Origin of the sequence: Lysinibacillus sp. BNK-21, from assembly GCF_048684915.1 — a bacterium.
Classification (GTDB): Bacteria; Bacillota; Bacilli; order Bacillales_A; family Planococcaceae; genus Lysinibacillus; species Lysinibacillus capsici.
In genome coordinates, this window is the sequence record NZ_JBLQTS010000001.1 from 4,340,386 (window position 1) to 4,363,717 (window position 23,332).

The 23,332-nt window shown below is 37.4% G+C and carries 21 protein-coding genes; 8 read left to right on the top strand and 13 right to left on the bottom strand.

The annotated features are described in order from the left end of the window. From ACMGGO_RS21745 to ACMGGO_RS21760, 4 genes are all read right to left on the bottom strand, one after another. Positions 1 to 1,476 (bottom strand): hypothetical protein, encoded by a 1,476-nt coding sequence (locus tag ACMGGO_RS21745; RefSeq protein ID WP_288584141.1) that lies wholly within the window; start codon positions 1,474 to 1,476, stop codon positions 1 to 3. A 198-nt stretch (positions 1,477 to 1,674) separates the two neighbouring features. Then, entirely contained in the window at positions 1,675 to 2,229 is a 555-nt protein-coding gene (locus tag ACMGGO_RS21750; RefSeq protein ID WP_048390759.1) for an HPP family protein, read from the bottom strand. Between the two features lie 198 nt (positions 2,230 to 2,427). After that, on the bottom strand, positions 2,428 to 3,786 hold the full coding sequence (locus ACMGGO_RS21755; RefSeq protein WP_054548908.1) for an acetamidase/formamidase family protein: 1,359 nt from the start codon (positions 3,784 to 3,786) through the stop codon (positions 2,428 to 2,430). Positions 3,787 to 3,870: 84 nt separating this feature from the next. After that, complete coding sequence (locus ACMGGO_RS21760; RefSeq protein WP_048390761.1) at positions 3,871 to 4,485, bottom strand: PH domain-containing protein; 615 nt, start codon at positions 4,483 to 4,485, stop codon at positions 3,871 to 3,873. A gap of 215 nt (positions 4,486 to 4,700) precedes the next feature. Here ACMGGO_RS21760 and ACMGGO_RS21765 point away from each other — a divergent pair, with 215 nt between their 5' ends. Then, positions 4,701 to 5,423 (top strand): response regulator transcription factor, encoded by a 723-nt coding sequence (locus ACMGGO_RS21765; protein WP_259951273.1) that lies wholly within the window; start codon positions 4,701 to 4,703, stop codon positions 5,421 to 5,423. After that, positions 5,420 to 6,805, top strand: a complete 1,386-nt coding sequence (locus ACMGGO_RS21770; RefSeq protein WP_420282256.1) for a sensor histidine kinase — start codon at positions 5,420 to 5,422, stop codon at positions 6,803 to 6,805. The genes ACMGGO_RS21765 and ACMGGO_RS21770 overlap by 4 nt, the downstream gene beginning before the upstream one ends. A 105-nt stretch (positions 6,806 to 6,910) precedes the next feature. On the opposite strand, the gene ACMGGO_RS21775 is transcribed toward ACMGGO_RS21770, so the two are convergent. The 7 genes from ACMGGO_RS21775 to ACMGGO_RS21805 form a co-directional block, all read right to left on the bottom strand. Further along, a complete protein-coding gene (locus ACMGGO_RS21775; RefSeq protein ID WP_288584142.1) occupies positions 6,911 to 7,270 on the bottom strand; it encodes a YxeA family protein in 360 nt (119 codons plus the stop codon). 1 nt (position 7,271) lies between these two features. Next, positions 7,272 to 9,140 (bottom strand): FtsX-like permease family protein, encoded by a 1,869-nt coding sequence (locus tag ACMGGO_RS21780; protein WP_420282257.1) that lies wholly within the window; start codon positions 9,138 to 9,140, stop codon positions 7,272 to 7,274. Further along, positions 9,127 to 9,894, bottom strand: a complete 768-nt coding sequence (locus ACMGGO_RS21785) for an ABC transporter ATP-binding protein (protein WP_374806322.1) — start codon at positions 9,892 to 9,894, stop codon at positions 9,127 to 9,129. Before ACMGGO_RS21785 ends, ACMGGO_RS21780 begins: the two co-directional genes overlap by 14 nt. A 151-nt stretch (positions 9,895 to 10,045) precedes the next feature. Continuing rightward, positions 10,046 to 10,522 carry a glutathione peroxidase gene (locus ACMGGO_RS21790; protein ID WP_048390772.1) on the bottom strand — a complete coding sequence of 159 codons (477 nt, stop codon included), beginning with the start codon at positions 10,520 to 10,522 and terminating at the stop codon, positions 10,046 to 10,048. A gap of 14 nt (positions 10,523 to 10,536) precedes the next feature. Next, positions 10,537 to 11,871 carry an FAD-dependent oxidoreductase gene (locus ACMGGO_RS21795; RefSeq protein ID WP_066038051.1) on the bottom strand — a complete coding sequence of 445 codons (1,335 nt, stop codon included), beginning with the start codon at positions 11,869 to 11,871 and terminating at the stop codon, positions 10,537 to 10,539. A gap of 13 nt (positions 11,872 to 11,884) precedes the next feature. Further along, positions 11,885 to 13,030 (bottom strand): VanZ family protein, encoded by a 1,146-nt coding sequence (locus ACMGGO_RS21800; protein WP_420282258.1) that lies wholly within the window; start codon positions 13,028 to 13,030, stop codon positions 11,885 to 11,887. Positions 13,031 to 13,179: 149 nt separating this feature from the next. Further along, a complete protein-coding gene (locus tag ACMGGO_RS21805) occupies positions 13,180 to 13,467 on the bottom strand; it encodes a DUF6509 family protein (RefSeq protein WP_036075918.1) in 288 nt (95 codons plus the stop codon). Positions 13,468 to 13,622: 155 nt separating this feature from the next. Here ACMGGO_RS21805 and ACMGGO_RS21810 point away from each other — a divergent pair, with 155 nt between their 5' ends. Next, positions 13,623 to 14,798, top strand: a complete 1,176-nt coding sequence (locus ACMGGO_RS21810; protein WP_420282259.1) for an alanyl-tRNA editing protein — start codon at positions 13,623 to 13,625, stop codon at positions 14,796 to 14,798. Positions 14,799 to 15,378: 580 nt separating this feature from the next. On the opposite strand, the gene ACMGGO_RS21815 is transcribed toward ACMGGO_RS21810, so the two are convergent. Further along, a complete protein-coding gene (locus ACMGGO_RS21815) occupies positions 15,379 to 17,376 on the bottom strand; it encodes a methyl-accepting chemotaxis protein (protein ID WP_305210640.1) in 1,998 nt (665 codons plus the stop codon). A 329-nt stretch (positions 17,377 to 17,705) separates the two neighbouring features. Here ACMGGO_RS21815 and ACMGGO_RS21820 point away from each other — a divergent pair, with 329 nt between their 5' ends. The 4 genes from ACMGGO_RS21820 to tatC are packed head-to-tail and all read left to right on the top strand — an operon-like array spanning position 17,706 to position 21,270. Further along, complete coding sequence (locus ACMGGO_RS21820) at positions 17,706 to 18,455, top strand: gluconate 2-dehydrogenase subunit 3 family protein (RefSeq protein ID WP_054548901.1); 750 nt, start codon at positions 17,706 to 17,708, stop codon at positions 18,453 to 18,455. Positions 18,456 to 18,468: 13 nt separating this feature from the next. Beyond that, positions 18,469 to 20,181, top strand: a complete 1,713-nt coding sequence (locus ACMGGO_RS21825; RefSeq protein ID WP_004233912.1) for a GMC family oxidoreductase — start codon at positions 18,469 to 18,471, stop codon at positions 20,179 to 20,181. A gap of 28 nt (positions 20,182 to 20,209) precedes the next feature. Further along, positions 20,210 to 20,413: a twin-arginine translocase TatA/TatE family subunit gene (gene tatA / locus ACMGGO_RS21830; protein WP_048390784.1), complete on the top strand. Its 204-nt coding sequence runs from the start codon at positions 20,210 to 20,212 to the stop codon at positions 20,411 to 20,413. An 11-nt stretch (positions 20,414 to 20,424) separates the two neighbouring features. Further along, positions 20,425 to 21,270: a twin-arginine translocase subunit TatC gene (tatC, locus tag ACMGGO_RS21835; RefSeq protein WP_048390786.1), complete on the top strand. Its 846-nt coding sequence runs from the start codon at positions 20,425 to 20,427 to the stop codon at positions 21,268 to 21,270. Between the two features lie 14 nt (positions 21,271 to 21,284). Here tatC and ACMGGO_RS21840 read toward each other — a convergent pair whose 3' ends face one another. Then, positions 21,285 to 22,100 (bottom strand): metallophosphoesterase, encoded by an 816-nt coding sequence (locus ACMGGO_RS21840; RefSeq protein ID WP_048390788.1) that lies wholly within the window; start codon positions 22,098 to 22,100, stop codon positions 21,285 to 21,287. A gap of 517 nt (positions 22,101 to 22,617) precedes the next feature. On the opposite strand from ACMGGO_RS21840, the gene ACMGGO_RS21845 reads away from it, so the two are divergent. Further along, a complete protein-coding gene (locus ACMGGO_RS21845; protein ID WP_328025730.1) occupies positions 22,618 to 23,325 on the top strand; it encodes a response regulator transcription factor in 708 nt (235 codons plus the stop codon). Positions 23,326 to 23,332: the final 7 nt, after the last annotated feature.

Here is a 23,332-nt window from a genome sequence, read left to right on the forward strand (position 1 = left end):
TCATACATACGCACTAATAAACATACGTAGGTTTTCAAAATGATCATCTATTAGTAGATATTTTTTGTAAATCTCCATTAACTTTTCAAAAAGCTCGTACTGCTCTGTTACAAACAAAACTCTTAAAATATTTAACATATGCAGGGAGGCACTTTGTGCTACAACATAGTATGGTGCATTTGGTTGACGATAATTGCGTCGCCACTCTTCCACAGACAAACCAATATGTTGTAGAGAGTTATTCACATGAAGTGCTATATCCTGTTGAACATATGCTTCAATTGCAATAAGCTGTTCACTACTAAAGTTTTTTTGTACTAATGAAGAATTAATTTTTTTATTCGATGCTAAAACATGCTCTTTTAATAAAAGTAAGCCATCCTCATAACGTGCCATTTTTACATAATGCTCTAGTAGAATGGCATATAAATTTTCTAAATAATTTAACTGATAATTTTTAATAATGGCAGGTGGTGTTGGTTTACGATTTGGTAATAGCTCTTTATACTCTAGTAATATTTCAATGGCATAATTATTTATTCGTTCATCCTCTAATAAATATTCACCATAATGTATAACCTTTTCACTCTGCTGTTCTCTATTTGCTATATGAAATAAAATATAGGCAATCAACACTTTTTCCTTCTCTGATAGTGCATACATTGAGTAGCGCCATTCCGCTTCAAATGAGGTAATAAACGATTTGACACTATTAAAATCACCTTCTGATAAGCAATAATGAGTAACAATTTGATAAAGACGTAACTGTTTCTTTGCCAAACAGCTAGCATTATGCTTATCCACATGAGTTATACACTTATCCAGTATCGCTTTATAGTTATTCACAAAGTTATCCACATGTTCACAATTTTCTCTCACAGAATGCTCGAAATGTCCCATTATTTCATAAAGAAATGTGAATTGCTCTAAAGGTTTGTGGATAAGCAGTGAATAAACTTTTTTTGTGAAAAGCCAATGCCAAAAAGATGCATGCTCTTTATACATCATATGCACTAAATATTCATCTTGAAATTTATATAAAATAATTGATTGTAGCTCATTAACTGGCATAGCTATTTGCATTCGTTTCCCAAAGACTAACCAAATTAATCGTTCTAAGTCTATTGTATGTTGTGCAAAAAGCTGCTCAAAAAAAGTATCTTTACCTTTTTGAGTATAGAAAAAAGTACTGAGACGCTCATTCACAAATTTTGAATCTAAACCATATTTGTCAAAATATATTTGCATTTCTGTTGATACATGACCCCAATATTTACGTGCTGTGGAAAAGGCAATATTCTTAGCCGTTTCTTCGTTTACTAAAAATAGATTGGGTGAAAGCGAAGTACCAAGTATTTTTGGATCTTCTTGCAGATTTAACTCTGCTTCCAACCAAGTTGCTAGTATATTTTCAGCACCCTTTTTACTTTTTTGTTTATAAGCCATGAATAATTGCTCATCACAGTCCAACAGCATAAAAATGGATCCTCCCATCAATTTCTACCAACAAAGATCTTCCCCTATCATTCAAATACATGATTTTTACACTCTTTCTTCAATATAACAAATCTTAACTAACATATGCTAAAAAAATATGGGTATGCATAGCAAAAACGTTAACAATATAAAAAACCACCTATATAAGTGAACACACTTTATAGATGGATATCATCTTTACCAAAACAACGGATATTTTCTTTTTTCTCGTAAATTATTGATCAACAAACCGAAAAATACAATTATGACTGCTCCAATTAATACAGGGGTTAGTAAATAACTCCAACCATAACCTCCTAAAATAATAATTATAGGATTGGCGCCTGCTGGAGGATGTATGACACCTAAAAAGGCCATAAAAAATATAGTTAATCCGACACCAAGACTAATAGACAATATATTGGAGCCTAGTAATGAATACATGGCCAACCCGATAAATGCCGAAATAAAATGACCTCCAATTATATTTCGGGGCTGGGACAAAGGTGCATTCCAGACGACAAATACAAGAACGCAGCTACCGCCTAATGATGCCATTAACCAAGGTGAATTGGTAATGTTAGTTAACCATAGCAACACAAAAATGCATATTAATCCTCCTATTGCTCCAGTAAAGGCATCAGCAAAATTTGTTCGAGATGGAGCATGACCTCCTCCTCTCATTTTTAATATAAAAGGTTTTATACTATTCTTTTTCTCTATTTTGTTTTCCACACCTATAATTTCTGTCATTAGACACCAACTTTTCTCTTCTATACTCATCTGTTTTATATAAGGTCCTGTTATTCATTTTTAAACTTTAACTATTATATCAACACAACAATAGATTTCAATCCAAACTTCAAATTTCAGACAAACATTTACTTATCTGACTTGTAGCTCATACAAAAAAGCAAACTTTTAAAAGTTTGCTTTTTCAAGAAATCATTATTAGTCATATTGTTTTTTAATAGTTTTATATATTCTTACCTTTTTCAATACAGTTTTAGGTACTTGGAAAGTGGCTGTGACAACCCCTGGATGGCGTCCGATTTCAATGGAGCCTGTGATAGTTGCTCTATTTAAAACCTCTGGTTCGCTCATCTCAAATAGCTTCGCAGCTCGACTAATCGCGTTATCAGTCGCCTCATTTAACGTTTTACCAGAACCAATCACCGACACTGGGAATGCATCCTCTACCTGTTTAACACCAAACTCCTCCGCTAGCTCACGTGCGCGACGTTTTTCTTCCTTGGTAAAGGGTTTTGCTGTATAAGGTAAGTCTTCTACATTTGGTAGTAAAATTGGGCCTTCCAAAGCTACTTTCTTCAATACCTTAACTTGAAGCTGCACAATACCCGCTACATCGGTTGTATGTCCTGCAATCTCGCCGTCCCCTTGCATAGCATGCATGTCTCCAATATATACACCACCGCCTGGTACCTTGACTGGACAAATAATAGTCGCACCTTCTCGTACTCGGCTGATATCCATATGTCCATCGGTACGATGTAAATCCAATTCTTCTTGAGTAAAAGCATATTCATGTGGTGCTCCAATTAAAAATGAACCAAAGTCACCTGCATTATGTGAATCAGGCATCGCTTTAGAAGGGGTTGTCCCAAGCTGACCTAAAAATGGTCGCATTCTCGCCAATACACCTACTAAGTCGCTTGGAGCCAATGCAACAACAGGATTTTGTACAGAATTTTCAGGTGTTCTCATGTAGTTTTTAGCATCAAGTGCAATTCGTCTAGCACCCTCTCGTCCAACAGTTACACCCATTTGCCCTTTATGATCGAGTGCCATCGTATAGCCGTTTGTCATTTTAAAGGGTGCCGTTTCTGTATCACATGTAGAACATCGAATTGCATGTGGGCCTATTCCTTTTACAACTGTGCTTGGATGAAGCTTGCCACAGCCTGGACATTTTACAGAAACAAACGGATCACCAATGAATCGATCTACAATTGCTTCATCATGGCCAGACGAAGTTGCAAGAGATGTGACCTGAATAGATTTAATTTTTATAACAATGGCGTCACCCACCTCTGCTCCTTCTACAAACACGGGCTTCGTTACTTCATGTCCTCCACGAATAGTAGGAGTAAGCATGGGTCCCCAACATCCAGGTGTTGTATTGGCAATAATCGTTCCACCATCCTTAAGCGGCCCTAACATCTTCTGTGATGGATCTAAAATACCATCAATAAACTCATTTACGAACAATGTTTCAGCGGCTTGAGGTTGCTGTATAAAATCATCACTTTCTACCTCTTCTTTTTCTAGCACATGCATGTCGTTTGTCATTTTCTAATCACGCTCCTAGAATAATTTTTATGTATATCGTTATATGTTAAAAATGCTCTCTACACTTGCAGAGAGCTATTTTTATCAATTGTTCATATATAAATCAAAAATATGTGAGAAGTCTTCTTTTTTATACTTATCTTTATGATCGATCATCCAAGTATTCGCAAAGCTTGTAATTTCTTTGAATGACGACGCAGGAGATATATTGTCATTGCCAATTCGACCAAGTGATGATGATGCTATGTTTAAACTTTTTTCCGCTACTTCTAGCTTATAAGCATTGTTCTTTTGTTCATAGCTAATGGCATGTAGTGCTTTATATAAATCTTTAATGTCATCAATAAAGCGTTTATGAATGTCGATGGATAGTGGGGAATTGCCGATTGTAAACTTAATTTCGACATCAAGGTCGATTGTTCCTGCTGTTTCGAGAAAAACTTCTGTCACAGTATACATTGAATAGTCATAGCGTCGCAGTAATCGTTTCTTGCTCATAGCACTTTCGCCATCTACATGAATAATCGCACGATTTGTAAAGCAATACTCATCTGCCTTCGTTTTAATTAAAAAGTAAATTTTTTCATCAATTTCATGTAAGATAAAATCATCTGCATCTGTCTTATCATAGTCCTCTCTTGGCACAACCACACCAATATCTGAAAGTCCAAGTGCATCTGCTGCTATTTTTTTAAACATCGTCATTCCTCCTAATTTGTAATACTCTTTTTACGCTTTAGAATCTGTAAAGGTTTCACCATGTATTGATTTATATAAAAAATGTTCTTCTTCTCTTGTAGAATAAAAGCATTTACTGGTTAAGCTATACAACCCAACATTTCCTCTTTTCTATACATTTCATTTATAATAATTGTCAGTAAAGATTCTTCCAAATCGAAAGGTCGTGTGAACAAGTGCAAGAACCAACCATTTTAGTAGTGGATGATGAGGCAGATTTAGCGAATCTACTAAAAGTAAGCTTACAAAAAGAGGGCTACAAACAAATTTATACAGCTGGTACCATTCACGATGCATGGACAAGCTTTCAACAAACAACACCCGATATTATACTTCTAGATGTCATGCTTCCCGATGGTGAGGGCTACGATTTATGTAGACGTATCCGTGAAGTATCCCATGTCCCTGTGCTCTTTATGTCTGCTAAAAATGAGGAAATTGATAAAATTTTAGGACTAGCCATTGGCGGAGACGATTATATTACAAAACCTTTTAGCCCGAAAGAAGTAGCCTATCGTGTGAAGGCGCAACTACGTAGAGCTGGCTATCAAACACAAGATACCGTAACGAATATTGTTGAAAAAGCACTACAAATTGGACCATTTCAGTTGAATGCCGATGAAACTGAAGTCCATAAAAATGGCGTATTATTGGAGTTAACAGCTAAGGAAATTGGATTAATGGCGTGCTTTATGCACAATCCCAATCGAATCTTAAGTAAAGAAACATTATTTGAACGTGTATGGGGAGAGGATTTCTTCGGTTCTGATAACACTGTTATGGTGCATATTCGCCGGTTGCGTGAAAAAATTGAGGAGGATGCCTCTAATCCTCTATATATCACAACTGTAAAAGGACTTGGCTATAAGTTTGTCATGCCAAAAGAGGCACAAGAATGAAGTGGAAATTAACTGCTCGCTTTCTCCTTTCCGTACTTTCTATCGTCATCATTGTTATTTTCGTCAATACAGCTATCTTCATGGGACTCCTTACTTATCGGCTAGCAACTGACTCTGAAGGCGTTTCTGCCACAGAAGAAGAACACTTTGTGCGGGAATTTCAAAAATATATCGAGATAAAAAATGGAGCAACTTCCATACGTGCAGAAGGAATCGAACAATTGCATCAAAGAAATGCGTGGATACAATTGCTTGATGAAAATGGTCAAGTGATTGATGCTCATTTTGCACCAGATAAAGCACCATTGCACTATGCACCTATCGACTTAATTCAAGTATATAAATATAAAGAATTCGATTCTGATACTACGGTGTATATTGGCAGTAAGGATTCCATTAGTTATTTAATCGGTATTAAAGGTAGCGGTGTTACAAGGTTTGTTACGCATGTTTCTGGCACATCACTGTTACAGTTTATAGGGAAATTTGGCTTGTTCATCGTGATTGCGGACTTGTTAGTAGCTACATTAGTAGGGTGGCTTTTTGGTCGTACATTAACGAAACCTCTTTATGCGATGATAGATCGCATTCATCATTTAAAGAATCATGATCATACGTCTATTAAGTCTCCTGGTGGTGTCTACAAGCCGGTTTTTGAAAACTTAAATGAAGTATCACGAGAATTGGCAGCCCATGAACAGGAGCGAAAGAGACTAGAGATTATGCGTGAAGAATGGATTAGTAATGTCTCACACGATATGAAAACACCACTTGCCTCTATTCGAGGTTATGCAGAACTATTGAATGATGCACAAATAACAAATAATGAGCAAATGGAGTATGCACAAATTATAGAAAAACAATCATTGCATATGCAAAATCTACTGGATGACTTAAATTTAACGATGCGTTTAAGACATCAACAGCTTCCACTTACACTAAATGAAGTGAACATGGTGCCTTTTATTCGAGAGATAGTGATTGAAACATTAAATACACCACAATATGAACAAGCTAATCTTATGTTTGAGGCGACAACCGAGAAAAGTCTGCATCAGATCGATGAACATTTTATGCGCAGAGCTATCATGAACTTTTTACACAATGCATTGCTTCATAATGCTCCCGATGTATCTGTCCATGTGTCTGTTGATGAGCATACTCTTACAATTTCTGATAATGGCAAGGGGATAGACCCAGAGGATCTAGAACATATTTTTGAACGCTATTACCGAGGCACAAATACGGACAATACTGCTGGGACTGGTTTAGGTACAGCTATTGCTAGAGATATCATTGAGGCCCATGGAGGAACAGTGACCATCACCTCGGAAAAAGGAAAAGGTACATGCGTTATTATTGATCTACAAAAGGAATACTAAATAAATAAACTAAATTTAACCAGTTGAATTTAAACGCTAAATACTTTGCACTGAACTTTCGTGTGGAAAAGAAGGAGTCTCAAAATTTGAGACTCCTTCTTTGTGCTATTTCATTTGATCCTGTACTTTAGTAGGTAATTCATGGAATTTCACTTCATCAAATGAAGTAACTTCTGTTTCCTTTTTCACGTAAAGCTTTAAATAAGCATCCTGGCGTAAATTTTTATGAGCGGAAAACTTTAATGTTTTCTCTTCCCCATTTTTATCGTAAGTAGGTAGCTCGTACCAATACATTTTAAAGATTTCACCACTATCTGCTTTATACTCCTCTACCTCACCATCAGCCGTGATATGAACATAGTAGGTATCTTTATTTAATCGGTTAAAATCTACAGTCATCAATACAATTAACCCTGCTACGAATAAGATAAACAATGCACCTATTCCGAAAAATACTTTTTTCATATTAATTCCCCTGTCTCACTATTTTATAAAACGAACGAACGGTAAAGATATAATAAATAAAGTAAATAGCTGAATAAGCAATCATCCACAAGATGACTGGTTTTGTAATATTCATGTTAAATAGCTGTGAAAATGCTAGTAATGCAAACACACTATGTGCAATACCCACAATAAGTGGCGCACTAAAGATAACAGCGACCTGTCCTGCTACTGTCTTTAAGATTTGCTTACTATTTACACCAATTTTATTTAAAATAGCATATTTTTCCTGATCTTCTTCGGCTTCCGTTAAAATTTTGAAGTAGATAATACTGCCTGTTGCCGCTAGAAAGACCAATCCTAGGAAGCTTCCCACAAACAATAGGGCACCAACTGTTGCTAAACTATCCTCATAGCTTTGCGGTACACTAGAAAATGATTCTTGTTGTTCAGAAGACAACTGTTGGTAAATGTCTTTCGACACGTCCTGTTGTTTCAAATCATTGTCCAATCCAACAACCTGCATCATAATCTCATCGGCATCAGTAGCTTTATATTCTTGATCATTCACAACGAGAACTGTTCCAGCTGCTATAAAGTTTAACACGCTTTCCGTGTACATCTTTTCTACATGGAAGGAGTCTCCGTTTTGTAGCTTAAAGTCCTCACCTGTAAAATTATGTGAAAATCGTTCATCGTAGGCTGCATCCAGTAAAACCGTAGAACCCTCTGCAATGTGTAGCTCTTTATCCTTGCCTTGTAATTTCACTAAGCGATTATAGTCCGATTCCTTAAGTAATGTATATTCGAAAAATGAGAATTCATTATCCACACGTAAATTTTTCACAGCCAGTGCTTCATTATATAAGACATCCTGTTGTGAAAATTCTACTGTCTCGCCTTTCCACATAAATGTGTTTGGCAGCATCTGACGTACAGAAGCTTCTGCATTATAATACATACCGAAGACACCGCCACCTGCTGTAATCGTAGTGGCACTTAAAATTGCAATGATTGACAACGATTTGGCATTAGCTCGAATACGATACAATAATTGAGAAACACCGATTAAATTTAAACCCTTCCAGGACCATGATGTTGCTTTCTTTAATGCTGTTAATACAAAGACACTCACACTATGGAATAGAAGGTATGTCCCTGCAATTGTTACCCCTATAACCATTAATGGCGTACCTAATACCGTAAAGAATCTCCATATTTCACTCGTAAACATATCAGAGGCAGCTGTATAATAACCAAATGCAATAAGTACAGTGCCAAGTAAAGCAGCTACTAATGATGCACGTGGAATTTGCTCTCCCTGTTTGTCTGCATGGAATAAATCAATTAGTTTAAATTGATAAATCACACGGTAACCTTGTAAGGATGTGAATAAAAACAGTAGTGTAAAAATGCCCGTTGTATTAATTAGTGCCTCCATTGAAAATGTCAGGCTACCAACCACTTCATAGCCCATTAAGCGTACTAGTATCATTAATAGCCCTTGGGACATAAAGAAACCTAGAAGGATACCAAACACAAGAGAAACAAGCCCTATGACTAAATTTTCAAAAAAGAGCATTAAGCCAATTTTTTGCTTACGTACACCTAGTAACGAGTAAAGGGCTACTTCCTTTTTCCGCTTCTTCATAAAAAACGAGTTGGAATAGGCCATAAAGATGACAATGAAGAACAGAAGTACGACTGACGAGGCACTCATCAATCCTTTAATTTGTTGTGACGATTGCTTTAAGGCTGAAAGATCATCATTATATTTGAGCGTCACAAACGTAAAGTAAATAACGATACTAAATACCATTGAGGCAATATATAAAAAGTAATTCGATAAATTGCGTTGAATATTTTTACGCGCTAAACTAAATAACGTCATTTACTCCACCCCCGATGCTAGATAGCACCTGCAAGATCTCTTGGAAAAATTGCTTCCTCGTTAGAGTCCTACGTTGAATTTCCTTAGATAGCTGTCCATCCTGAATAAATAGAATGCGCTGGCAGAAGCTAGCTGCAAAGGCATCATGTGTAACCATCATAATCGTTGCGGCTTGAGATTGGTTTAAATCACTTAGGCTTTCTAATAAATCGGTTGCAGATTTTGAATCTAGCGCACCTGTAGGCTCATCGGCAAAAATTAGTTTTGGTTCTGTCACTAATGCTCGCGACGAGGCTGTACGCTGCTTTTGCCCACCTGAAATTTGATAAGGATATTTGTTTAATAAATCACTAATTCCAAACAATGCAGCAATTCGATCAACTCTTGCATTAATAGCCTTTGTCGGCATTTTTGCAATCGCTAGTGGTAAAACAATATTTTCTCGCACTGTTAAAGAATCGAGCAAGTTATAATCCTGGAAAATAAACCCTAAATTATCTCGACGAAAATCCGCTAATTCAGCATCCTTCATACGTGCCAAATTAGTATCTTCAATAATAATTTCACCAGTTGTTGGCGTATCAATCGTTGCTAATACATTAAGAAGCGTAGATTTTCCAGCCCCAGAAGGACCCATTACCCCAACAAACTCTCCCTTTTCTACTTCAAATGATATATTCGATAGCGCTGTAAAAGTATTTGCGCCTTTGCCGTAATTTTTCCCAACGTTTTGTACCTTTAATAATGGCGTCATATACGCTCACCTCTTCTTTCTGACTTTAGTATACGACCTCAAACTTACAGCAAATTTGTCGCAAGCTTACAGCAACCTTAAATCATCTGCTTTTTGAAATTTGTAGACAAAAAAAGATTCATACACAAACTGTGCATGAATCTTTTCTAATCTATTGTGCTAATACTTTTTGAATATCTTCCTCAAAGCTACTTGGCTTATCTGCTGAGGCGTATCGTCCAACAACCTCTCCATTACGGTTTACAAGGAATTTTGTAAAGTTCCATTTAACACTATTGCCTAAAAATCCTTTGGAATGGGAAGTAAGATAATCGAAAATAGGATGTGCTTCTTTACCATTCACCTTCACGATCTCATGCATCGGGAACGTCACTCCATATGTTAGTCGACATTGGGAAGCCGCTTCTTCAGCTGACGCTAGCTCTTGTTTAAATTGATTTGATGGAAAACCAAGTACAACCAGACCTTGCTCCTGATATTTTTCATAGAGACCTTCTAATTCTTCAAATTGTGGTGTAAAGCCACATTTGGAAGCTGTATTAACAATTAGCATCGGCTTTCCTTTATAACGTTCAAGGCTATAGATAGTACCATCTTCTAAAGTTACATTAATATCATAAATGCTCATCTCTCTACCTCCTATTATAAACGTCCATTCATTCTTGCCACCTGCTGCAAAGGGTCCCAAACACCGTTGAATGGTGGTGCATAGGCCAAATCTAAATCTAGCAAATCAGGTAAGGTCATTTTACTATATAATGCTGTCGCAAACACATCGATACGCTTATCAACTCCCGCTGGTCCCACGATTTGTGCACCCAATAACAATTGATCACGCTTGCGAACGACCACTTTTATAAACATACGTTGTGCACCTGGATAATAGCCGGCTATATGGCGTGCAGATAATTTAAATGCCTCATAGTCAAAACCAAGCTCTTTAGCATCGCGCTCATTAATACCTGTTGTAGCAATAGTTAAATTGAAAAATTTTAAAATAGAAGTGCCCACAATTCCTCTAAACGGAGCAAATTTGCCTGACATGTTGAGACCTGCTAAACGACCTTGCTTATTAGCAGTCGTTCCTAAAGGTATATAATCTAAACGTTCTTTCACAATATTAAAGTGAGTTGCACAATCGCCAGCTGCATAAATATTTTCAAGGGAAGTCTCTAAATGGCGATTTACAATGATTGCTCCATTTTTTGCAAGTGCAATCCCAGTATTCTTTAAAAACTGTGTATTTGGTTTTATGCCTGAAGCGACAATGACTAAATCCGTCTCTAGAACGCCGTTATCTGTAATAACACGTTCCACTCGTTTATTTCCTTCAAAAGCTTCAACGCTCGTATTTAATAACAGCTCTACATCGTTCTTTTTCGCTTCCTCATGAACATGCTGAGCAAGTTCTTCATCTAAAATACGGGCCACATGACTTCCGCGCTGAATAAGCCTTACCTTTTTCCCACAGGCATGTATGGTTTCAGCCATTTCTAAACCAATATAGCCACCACCTATGATTGTTACCTGCTCAATCTCTGATGTTAAATCTGCCATCAAATCTTCCAGTTGAGGAATTGTTTTTACCGTATGGATACCATCTAGCTCATTCCCCCTTTTCACAGGCATGACTGGACTAGCCCCCGTTGCAATAAGAAGTTTATCGTAGGTAATCTCAAATTTATCACCACTTGCTTGTGTACCTGTAATAACCTTCTTCTCTATGTTTACATTCTCTACCTCATAGCCAACTCTTGCATCAATGCCATACTTATCTCGAAAAGTTTCGACATCTCTTGCAATTAAACGTTTGGTTGATGAAATACGACCATCTACAACATAAGGCAATCCACATTGCCCATATGAATAAATAAAACCACGTTCTAAAGTAGTTATTTCTGCTCCTGGAACATTCCGATAGATTTCCATTGCTGCAGACATACCTGCAGCATCTCCACCAATGATGACGTATTTCATTCTACAAGCCCCCTTATTTTTTCCTTGTTGCCATTAAATCTGCATATTGATCGATATACAAACGTCGTTTTCCACCACTTACGATGACCCGTACCACATGAATAGCTATTATCATTGTAAGTGCAAAACCTGCTATTGCGGCAAGTAGAGAAATGACAATTTGTAGAACATAAAATGGTGAATCCATATCTAATTGGATGTCACCTAATGTTGTAATGGCTTCTGATAAACACAAGGTAGCGATAATAGCAATACAACGACGCCATGATTGCTTTACAATACTTTTGCCATTCTTGTTGAACATTGTAAAACGCATCACCTTCATACCGAGTGTTGCACCATTCATCATACTTGGTAACACCCCAAAGAGTACCACGTACAGAGCCATTTTCACTAAGAATTCAAAAGTACCGCTATACCCTGTCAGAACACCAATAATCATCCAAACTGATTGGACGATAAATAAATCAATGGCCAATGCTAGTAAAATAGAAATCGGCTTAACAATATCATTTTTCTCCATTTCAGCAGCTTTAGCCTCAATCTCTTCATGAGAGGGGAATAATGCCCAAACAATTGGTGCTAAGAAGAAACCTAGGAGCGCACCTACACTGTTTAGTAATAAGTCATCGACATCAAAGATTCGGTATGCGCAATTAAAGATGCCATAAATGCCTGTTCTTTGTGTGACCTCATAAAACAATGTTAGCAAAAAGCTAATTAAAAATGCACGTTTCCAGTACCTTCTTTCTTTAAGAAAATATCGCAAGTAAACGCCGAATGGCATTAGTAGTAAGAAATTAAAGAAGGCTTGAAAAAATGCCTGCTGTTTTGTGATAGCAAGCCATGTAGATGGATTTGTGACAACAACGCCACTATCCTTTAAAACATCATCAACAAATTGAAAAAGTCGCAAATTAGTATGAACGGTGTCAGCGGATTGAAGTGAGCAAGTATCTCTTGTAGACGGAAATGGTAGTAATACTAAACAAAGCGCTGATAAAAAGTAAAAAATAAATGAGAACATGATAATTGTTTTGGACATCGATAAGTATCCATACTTACGATACGTATAAATCAGCCATGGTATAAATAGTACAAAGGATAAAATAATAGTTATGAAAAATGCTATAAAAATGGATTGCGTGTACGTTGACATAGAAACACCTCTCTCTTTAAATTGCCCTATTTTCTGAACACTAAAACTAAGTTTAATCCTTCAATACTACATGTATATTTCATCAAGCTTACATAATCCTTAATTCAATAAAAAAACAGGTAAAGAATCTACTCTCTACCTGTTACTTACTATGCTTTCGCTATTTCTTCTTTACAGAATGTCAAAATTTCTTCTAGTTCATCATCCTCTAATGCAAAGTCTAAATATTCACCTTCAGCCTTTTCCATGATGAAGTAATTTAATATAAATGGTTCTTCGTCTTTTTCACCAATTAGGACACGAATTTCAATGCCAGCTTCGTGGTAAAGCTCATCCTCTTCATCAATTTCTACATCCAGAATAAATTCATAACGCTTACCTTCAATAATATTTGTTGGGTCTAAAATCTCTTCCATTGAGAATTGTGTAATTTCCATTATATTTGCTCCTTTTTCTTTAGCTGTTCTTTTCTATATTAAATCAATTTCAGCATGGGTCAACTAGAAAACTCGTATACACCTGTAAGTAATTATGCCACAATGAAATGGAATTAATTTAGAACTAAATTTCCCTACATACGAGGAGGCTTTTCATGAAAGAGCTATTATATTATCAAGACGTTATGTTACAAGAGTTTGATGCAACTATTATTAGTAAAGGAACTGACGAATCCGACCGTCATTATGTTGTACTATCGAACACCGCTTTCTATCCAACTGGTGGTGGTCAACCTCACGATACAGGTACATTGAATGCGTTGGAGGTCATAGATGTTGAAAAAGTGGATGATGAAATTCGTCACTATATTGAAGGTGATCTATCGACTTTAGATGGTGTGGTACATGGCAAGTTAAATTGGCCAAGACGATTCGATCATATGCAGCAGCATGCTGGGCAACATATTTTAACAGCTGCTTTTGTAGAGCTTTTTAATGCGCAGACTGTAAGCTTTCATCTAGGCAGTGAGCAAGTAACAATTGATCTTGCTATAGAAACGATTTCTGAGCAACAGCTTGCAGCGGCAGAAGCAAGAGCCAATGACATTATTCTAGAGAACCGCCCCATTCAAACTATCTGGGTTACAGAGCAAGAGCTGGGCAACTATAATCTTCGTAAAGAGGTCGCAGTGACGGGAGACATTCGACTTGTGATTATCCCTAATTTTGATTACAACGGTTGTGGTGGCACTCACCCTACATCCACAGGGCAAGTTAGTACCATCAAAATATTAGGGACCGAAAAAATGAAGGGCAATGTGCGCGTTTCTTTTGTGTGTGGTCAACGCGTTTTGACTGAGCTTGGCATGCGAAAAAAAATATTAGCGGACGTTGCTCGTCAATTAAGTGTCCCTGAAATTGATGCTGCCACAGCACTTACAAAAGTTTTATCTACTCAAAAAACTACAGAAAAAGCACTCGCTGCTGCGAAAGAGGAATTACTCACGTATGAAGCAAAGGCACTTGTTAATAGCGAAGGTGTCGTAACGGCTGCTTTTAATCAGCGAACAATGCAAGAGCTACAAAAAATAGCCCGTATGATTGTTACGGAACAGAAAGATGTAATAGCTCTACTTGTGTCTGAAAATGAAGGCAAACTACAATTCGTTGCAGCAAGAGGTAATAATGTTTCAAAAAGCATGAAGGATGTTGCCCAAAAGGCACTGCCTCTTATTAATGGTAAGGGTGGCGGAAGTGACCAAATGGTACAAGGCGGTGGCGATTGCACCGTTTCGAAAGAAGAATTACTAGCAGTGATGCAAGACGCTTAGTTGCATTATAATAGAGGAGCTGTTATTAAAAGACGGCTCCTACTATGTTGTTGAAAAAAGAAAATGTCGCTAGCAGAAAAAGACTTCTTGACTAGGCGAGGGGTTGATTTCCGTTCCGCCAGCGTCCTTTCCAGGGGGCGTCCGATGAGTCGCTTCACTCACTTACGTTCGCTCCAGGGTCTCATCTGTGACGCTAAATCCCCTAGGAGTGACACTGGCTCCTCTCCAATCAACCATTCTGTAAAAGTGGCTTTTCCTTATCTTTCATACAGTCGTTGTGAACAAAATAGCAAATGTATAATTCGAGAAAGGATAGACTCTTATTTTCAATGGGAGAAATGATGATTGACCACACCTCTCCATAAAATGAGTAGTGAACACCTTCAATTCAGCCTTCGCTAAAAAGGTAACATTTTTATGAGGTGGAGTGGATGGATACCTGACTTTCGTGGGATAGCGAGACAGACGATCCTCTGCATGGAGCGGTAATCCATTTTGACCTTTCACAAAAATTGTATGGATGGTTTTGTTTTTCAACACTCTGAGAGGAGCTGTCATTAATAGACAGCTCCTCTCTAATTTAATATTTAAATTTTTGAATGGCTTCATATAAACGTTTTGCCATTTCTGATAGTTTTTCAGTTTGATTGTTCATTACTGCCACCGTCTTCAACTGTTCCGCTGTTGCATCTGTTACCTCATGCACATAATCACTTGCCGCATGTGCAGTAGCTGCCATTTCTTCCATAGACGCGGAAACTTCCTCCGTATTGGCAGACATTTGTTCAGCTGAAGCATTCATTTCTTCAATTTGACCTGCTATTTCTCCTACTGCTTGAACCATTTCCTCGAAGCGTTCTCCCACTGCCTCAATAGAAGCTAAACCACGCTCAACATTATCTTCACCAAATTCAGCTGCTTTTACTACTTCTAATGTATAAGATTGAACTCTTTCAATAAGCACATTAATTTTAGTAGCTGATTCTGCTGTTTGCTCCGATAGCTTGCGAACTTCTTCTGCTACAACGGCAAAGCCTTTACCAGCATCTCCTGCCCGTGCTGCTTCTATAGAGGCATTCAATGCCAATAAATTTGTTTGATCGGAGATATCGGTAATCATTTTTGAAATTAAGCTAATTTCTTCTGACTCTTTTTCTAGCTTGTGTATAATTGATAGTTCATCTGTTGTGCCTTGCTGAATCTCATTCATACGTAAAACGGATTGTTGAACTGCATGATTGCTTTCACTAATTTTCTGGGAAATAAAATCTGTATTACAAGCAATTGTGGAGGCAACTTCAGCTACATTTTGTATCCCTATCGCCATTTGTTCCATTGCTGAGGCACTTTCCTCTGCCATCACAGTTTGGCTTTGTGCCCCTCGATCTACTTCACTTATTGCACCAGCAATTTGCTTTGAACGCTTTGTTACTCCATTTACATCTCCCATTAAATCACACGCAGCTTCATTCACTGCCGTTGCTTCTTGACTCACTTTGGCTATCATTTCCCGCATATTATCAGTCATACGATCTAATGCACGTGCCATCGTTCCCATTTCATCAATACGTTTCAAATATTTTTCTGGAATTTCCTGTGTAAAGTCTCCTTCCGATAAGCCCTCACTAATGCGAAGTACATGTCGAAGTGGTCTACTAACAGAGCGAGAAATGGCAAATGAGATGCATAGCCCAAGTATTGAAACTATGATCGTAGTGACAATGAAGTTCGTCTTAAGCTTAGAAAGCCCTGAAAACATCTCATCTTCTAATGCGATAACCCCCATTTTCCAACCATTATCGAGGGTATGATAGCCCATTAGACTAGTTCCTGTATCTTCCGTTTCAAAAGAAAAATAACCGTTATCATTAGCAATCATTTCTTTAGCAGCCATTGCTCTTCCTGTCTTGATACCTGTTTCGTCTGCTTCCTTAATTGGATTGTATTGCTCCTTCACATACGAATGATTATTATGTCCAATAATTGTTCCGTTAGCATCTAACATAAATGCATAGCCACTGTCTCCAACCTTAATGCCTTCTACAATTTTAGATAGGTAATAGCCGTCAATACGTGCTAATAATAAAGCTTTTTCACCTGTCACTGTGTCAATTGGAGAAACGATTAAAATGACTGGTTCACCTGTTACACGACTAATCGTAATGTCAGACATGACAGACTTACCAGTAAAACCTTCTTTTACGTAATCACGATCCCCTAGATCAGCTGTTGTATCATCCAGATAATGGGCAACTCCATTAGCATTGATAATGCCAAAACCTAAGTAATTTTCATTACTGGCAAGACGTTTCGATAGATACTGCTTCTGCTTTTCAAAGTCCATGCTCCGAACTGCCTCTTGCTCTGCAATGGCTTCCACCTCCACTAGTGTTAATTGGAAGTGTTCTTCTATGTATTTGGAAACATCCTCTGCTCTAGATACCAAATTAGATTCCACTTGCTCATTCACAGCTTTTGTACTATTTATCCAAGTAGATAGCCCAAGCGTGCCACATGTTACAAATACAAGAGCTATAATTGCAACAATTAATTTACCACCAATACCTTTTAACCACATTTCTCTTTTTCTCACTTCTTCCATTTTTAGCTATACAATCCGCATATTTTTGCATAACTTCAGAGTAAAGTCACTAAAAGTAGAAGTCAACAAAAGTTTTCCAATATGATTAATAAATGTATAATAATACCATTTACACTACCTTTATAGTGCTAACAATTTTCTACAAAATTTTCAATTCATAGATCCCTCTTGTCATTAAAAAGGAGAGTACACCATGCTAATAGAGGTAATTAAAACATTTTCCAACAAAAATTGATTATAATTCACATTTTTTGCTGATTATTAAAGATAGGATCCGTTTAACACATTTTGAGGGGAGGATTTCCATGAGTTCAGACAAAAATAATGTTTCTCGTCGAGACTTTTTAAAAACTACAGGTATTGCTGCTGGTACATTAGTCGGTGGTGGTTTAATTGGAGGATTAGTTGGTTACAACATCCATGGTAAAGGTACTTCTACCCTAGAGCATGGTGGTCATGAAACAACGAATGAGGCCACAGGCTCACCAAAAGCTAAGATGTTCTTCAGAAATGAAAAAGATTTTAGTATCTTATCAAAGGCCACGGAACGTATCTTCCCAGAGGACGATTTGGGACCAGGAGCTATTGGTTTAGACGTTCCCTATTTTATCGATCATCAACTTGCAGGAAATTATGGAAGTAACTCTAAAGAATATATGCAAGGTCCATTTGATGTTGGTGCCCCAACTCAAGGCTATCAGAGCCGTTTAACGCGAGCGGAAATTTTTAGACAGGGTATTCAAAAAATGGAGGATGAAGCACAAAAGCGTTATAAGAAAAGCTTTAACGATTTAGATGGCAAACAAATGGATGAAATATTAACTGCCTTCCAAAAAGGTGACATAGAAATGGTTGGGGTTACTTCCGCGTTCTTCTTTACATTATTACGAGCAGCTACATTAGAGGGAGCTTATTCTGACCCTATGTATGGAGGAAATCGCAATATGGATGGCTGGCGTATGAAGGGCTTCCCTGGTCACCAGATGGCTTATATTACACAAATAGAAGATGCCAAGTTCCAAAAAATTGAGCCTAATCCATTAGGCAACCACTAAGGGGGGATACAAAATGGCTAAAACATTACCGAGTGTAGACGTTGTAACAGTTGGTGTAGGTTGGACTGGCGGTATTGTCGCTGCTGAATGTGCTAAAGCTGGCTTAAAGGTAGTCGGTTTAGAGCGAGGTCAAAAGCGTGGGACCGAGGATTATTTAAATGTTCATGACGAATACCGTTATGCCATCCGATATGATTTAATGCAAAATCTTTCTAAAGAGACCGTAAGCTTTCGGAATGATCGAAATATGAAGGCATTACCAATGCGTCAGCTTGGCTCCTTCTTACTTGGAGAGGGTCTGGGTGGATCAGGAACACATTGGAATGGAATGACTTATCGATTTTTACCCTATGATTTTCAAATCAAGACATTAACAGATAAACGTTATGGACCAAATAAGCTTGGACCAGATTATCTGATTCAGGATTGGGGATTAACATATGATCAGCTTGAGCCCTATTTCGATAAGTTCGAGAAAACAGCTGGTATTTCGGGTGATGATAAAAATAAATTTAGTGGAAAGCGTTCGAATCCCTATCCAACACCGCCTATGAAAAAAACGCCTATGCTTGCACAATTCGAAAAAGCTGCAACAAACCTGAAGCTAACACCTTATATGGTTCCATCAGCTAATGTATCAGAGGTTTATAAAAATCCAGATGGCGAAACAATCAACGCTTGCCAATATTGTGGTTTTTGTGAACGCTTTGGATGCGAATATGGTGCAAAGTCGTCCGCAGAAATTACTGTTGTCCCTACAGCCCTGAAGACAGGGAATTTTGATTTACGCTTTAATTCCAATGTTGTTGAAATTTTAAAGCAGGGTAACAAGGCTACAGGTGTAAGATATATCGATACTGTTTCGGGAGAAGAATTCATTCAGCCAGCTAATGCTGTTGTATTAACTAGTTATGTCTTTAATAATGCCAAGCTATTAATGGTCTCTGACATTGGTGAAAGATATGACCCTACTACTGGCAAAGGAACACTTGGCAGAAACTATTGCTATCAAATTTTGCCTGGTGCTGCTGGGTTCTTCGAGGAACAATACAATACATTTATGGGTGCAGGTTCGTTAGGCATGTGTATAGACGATTACAATGGGGATAATTTTGACCATAGTGATTTAGATTTTATTCACGGAGGTAATATTGCACTTACACAGACAGGTACGCGACCAATCGGCTCAAATCCAACTCCGCCTGATACGCCTACTTGGGGACCAGAATTTAAAAAGCAATCTATTTATTACTATACACGTTCATTTGGGATTGGTGCGCAAGGAGCATCTATGCCACATAAGGAAAACTATATATCACTGGACCCTACCTATAAGGATGCTTACGGGCTGCCATTAACTCAGTTAACATACAATTTTACTGATCAGGATCGAGCTCTTCATAAATATATCTCTGCACGTGCAGCTGACATTATGAAGGAAATGGGTGCAAAAACTATTGTCCCTAACGCGGAAATTACCGATTACAATATCGTACCTTACCAAACAACGCATAATACAGGTGGTACGGTGATGAGCTTAACACCAGAACAAGGGGTTGTGAATAATTACTTACAGCACTGGGATGTTGATAACCTTTTCGCAGTAAGTGCAGGCAACTTTGCACACAATAGTGGTTATAATCCAACAGGCACATTAGGGGCACTTGCCTACCGTTGTGCTGAGGGAGTCATCAAATACAGTCAATCAGGTGGTTCATTAGTATAAAAAAATCATTCTAAAGGAGGCAAGACTTATGGGAGGTCTAGGAGCAATTGGAGTACCTGGATTAATCATTATTTTAGTGATTGTATTAATTGTATTTGGCCCAAAAAAATTACCAGAAATCGGTGGAGCAGTTGGCAAAACGTTTGCAGAATTTAAAAAGTCTACTAAGGGACTTATGGATGATGAAGATGATACCGTAAAAAAGGTCGAAAAAAAATCTGATGCTTCGTAGGAGGGTTTCCTATGGATCCATATGAAGACGGAAAAAGAAAATATTTAAGCCCTCTAGATAAACCACAAGCCGAGCCTCCAAAGCCAGTGGAGGCTTTAGTTGAAATACCTACGGTAGCAATTGAAGAGGATCATGTGTCAGATGAACCCCTGATACCTGTTACCTCATTATTGGAGCATCTTAGTGATTTACGTAAGCAAATTATCAAAGGGTTAACGGTTTTTATTTTATTTTTCATTGTTGTCTTTTCTACTATTAATATTTGGTTTCCATTCATAACGCGAGGTCACTCACTCGTTATTTTAGGACCACTAGAAGTAGTTAAATTTTACATGACGATTTCAACAACTTTAGCTTTTGGTCTTGCAATGCCTTTCCTCGTCCACTTTCTTTGGAGCTTTATTAAACCAGGCTTAAAAGAAGAGGAAAGTCGATTTTTAGGCCTCTATGCACCAATCATGTTAGTTCTATTTTTAGTAGGAGTAGCTTTTGGCTATTTCGTCGTTAACCCACTTAGCTATACATTCTTAGTAAGCATTGGGGCTACCAATTTCGATGTCATGGTATCAGCAAATGAATATATGCACTTTTTAATCATGACGACTGTACCGCTTGGTCTATTATTTGAGTTACCGATTGTTGCCCTATTCTTATCAGCCATTGGTGTACTGACTGCTGAATCCATGAAAAAAATACGAGGCTGGTCTTATATCGCAATGGGCGTAGGCTCCGCTGTTATCACGCCACCAGACTTTATAAGTCAGTTACTCGTATTAATACCGATGATTATTTTATATGAAATAAGTATTTACCTCGTTAAACGTATAGAACGCAAACAAATTGAAAGCACTGCGTAAATTTTACGCAGTGCTTATTTTTTCTTTAGATCCATCACAATAATTTCTGGTAGATTAAAAATACGATATGGTACTGTGCTATTACCCAACCCTCTACTAACTACCATTTTCGTCGCGTCTGCTTCGTAGACACCAGCTGTATATTTTGGGAACAGCCCCTGTCCTGGTGCCACAAGTCCTCCAAGCCCAGGAATACGAACTTGCCCACCATGCGCATGTCCCGAAAATACTAAATTTATGTGATAATTTACATACGTATTAAATAATTCTGGTCTATGTGCTAGTAACAACTTAAACATATCGTCTGGCAAATAGGCCGTTGCAATGTCCAGCATATCTTCTGTTGTTCTACCCATTAACGGATCCTCAATACCAACAATCGCCAAGCGCTCCCCGTCGCGCTCTAACACGGTCGATTCGTTGGCCATAATATGTACCCCTAACGATGACAGCGCCTCATAAATTTCATTCACCTTATTCGTCGCTACCTCATGGTTTCCTAGTACATAATAAACATCCGCTATTTTAACTAGTCCTTCCACTGCTTGTAGGCTTTGTTTTAAATTATAGCGATTACTATCGATCACGTCACCTGTGATAAAAATATAATCAGGCTTTGTATCCTTTACCTTAGCAATCAATTTTTGTTGCTTGTCACCAAAGACAGCGTCATGTAAATCCGAAACTTGTACAATGCGTAGCCCATCAAAGCTGTCAGGCACACTATCTGATTCAAACACATGTTTACTTACGACTAGCCAGTGATTGTTTACGTACAAAAAAATGACTATAAAAACAACAAAGAAGATACCATATAATAATTTTTTCAATCGCAATCGCTCACTTTGTGGCTACTTTTTTCAGAAATAATTCTGACTTTCTCATTATAAGCAAAAAACAGAGTGATTGTAAGTATATGCACTTTAAATACACAAAATGCACAAAATACACTTAGCTTAAAATTTTTATCATTAGATTATGATACACGCTTTAATCTATTTTTTGTTAACTATTGGCATGCTATACTATGGGTAGAAAGGCATATTTTATTATCCCCTCATAATACATCACGATATGGGAAATGCATCTCATTTACTAAAGTGCGAGAATACTAATAAACTTAAATCAGTTAAAGGAGAAAAAAATTGCTTTATTGTAAGTAATGATCCAGTTAGATTGGACGATAAATGTGTTTTACATACTAATAAATTACATAATTTACAGAATCGAATAATTTCAGAATCCAGCTTCCATTGCTACAGGCAAGTATAAAACTGATGACGAAAAATTTATTTAGTACAGTTGGGCTACATAATATTCTAAATTTAGATGATAAGAGGTGAAAAAATGTTGAAAGCCATCATAGTAGATGATGAAATTTTAGCAATCAATTTATTAGAAGCCACGTTACATGATAATAGCGATGTTACTATTATCGGAAAATTCGTAAATCCACTAGAAGCTATTGCAAACATCCCTACACTCAAACCTGATATTCTTTTTTTAGATATAGATATGGCCGAAATGAATGGTATTGAATTTGCTAGTAAGATTGCAGACCTTCCTTTTTTAATGGACATTGTATTTGTCACTGCATATGAACGTTTTGCAATAGAAGCTTTTAATGTACAGGCTGTTGACTATATTTTAAAGCCTATTGAGAAAGAGCGTTTAATGAAGGCAATCAAGAGAATATCCATGCGTAGAAAGCAATTTCAAGTAAAAGCTACTGTACACCATATAGAGGAAGATGCTCATATAATAGAGGATTTTCACTTTCATGTTCATTCTGGAAGAGTATATATCGGTAACACAGCATTAGCCCTATCTACAAAGGAATTTCAAATTTTTTTCTTTCTAGCACAACGACCAGGACAAATTTTTCCCCCCTCAGAGCTGTATAAGCTTATTTGGGCAGAGGAAAGTATCGGGCATACACAGGCATTGAAGGTTCATATTAGTAATTTACGAAAAAAGCTAGAATCCGTTACTGGCCATAGAGCAAAGATTATAACAGTGAGGGGTTCGGGATATAAATTCCTTTTCGAGCCATGAAAAAGAA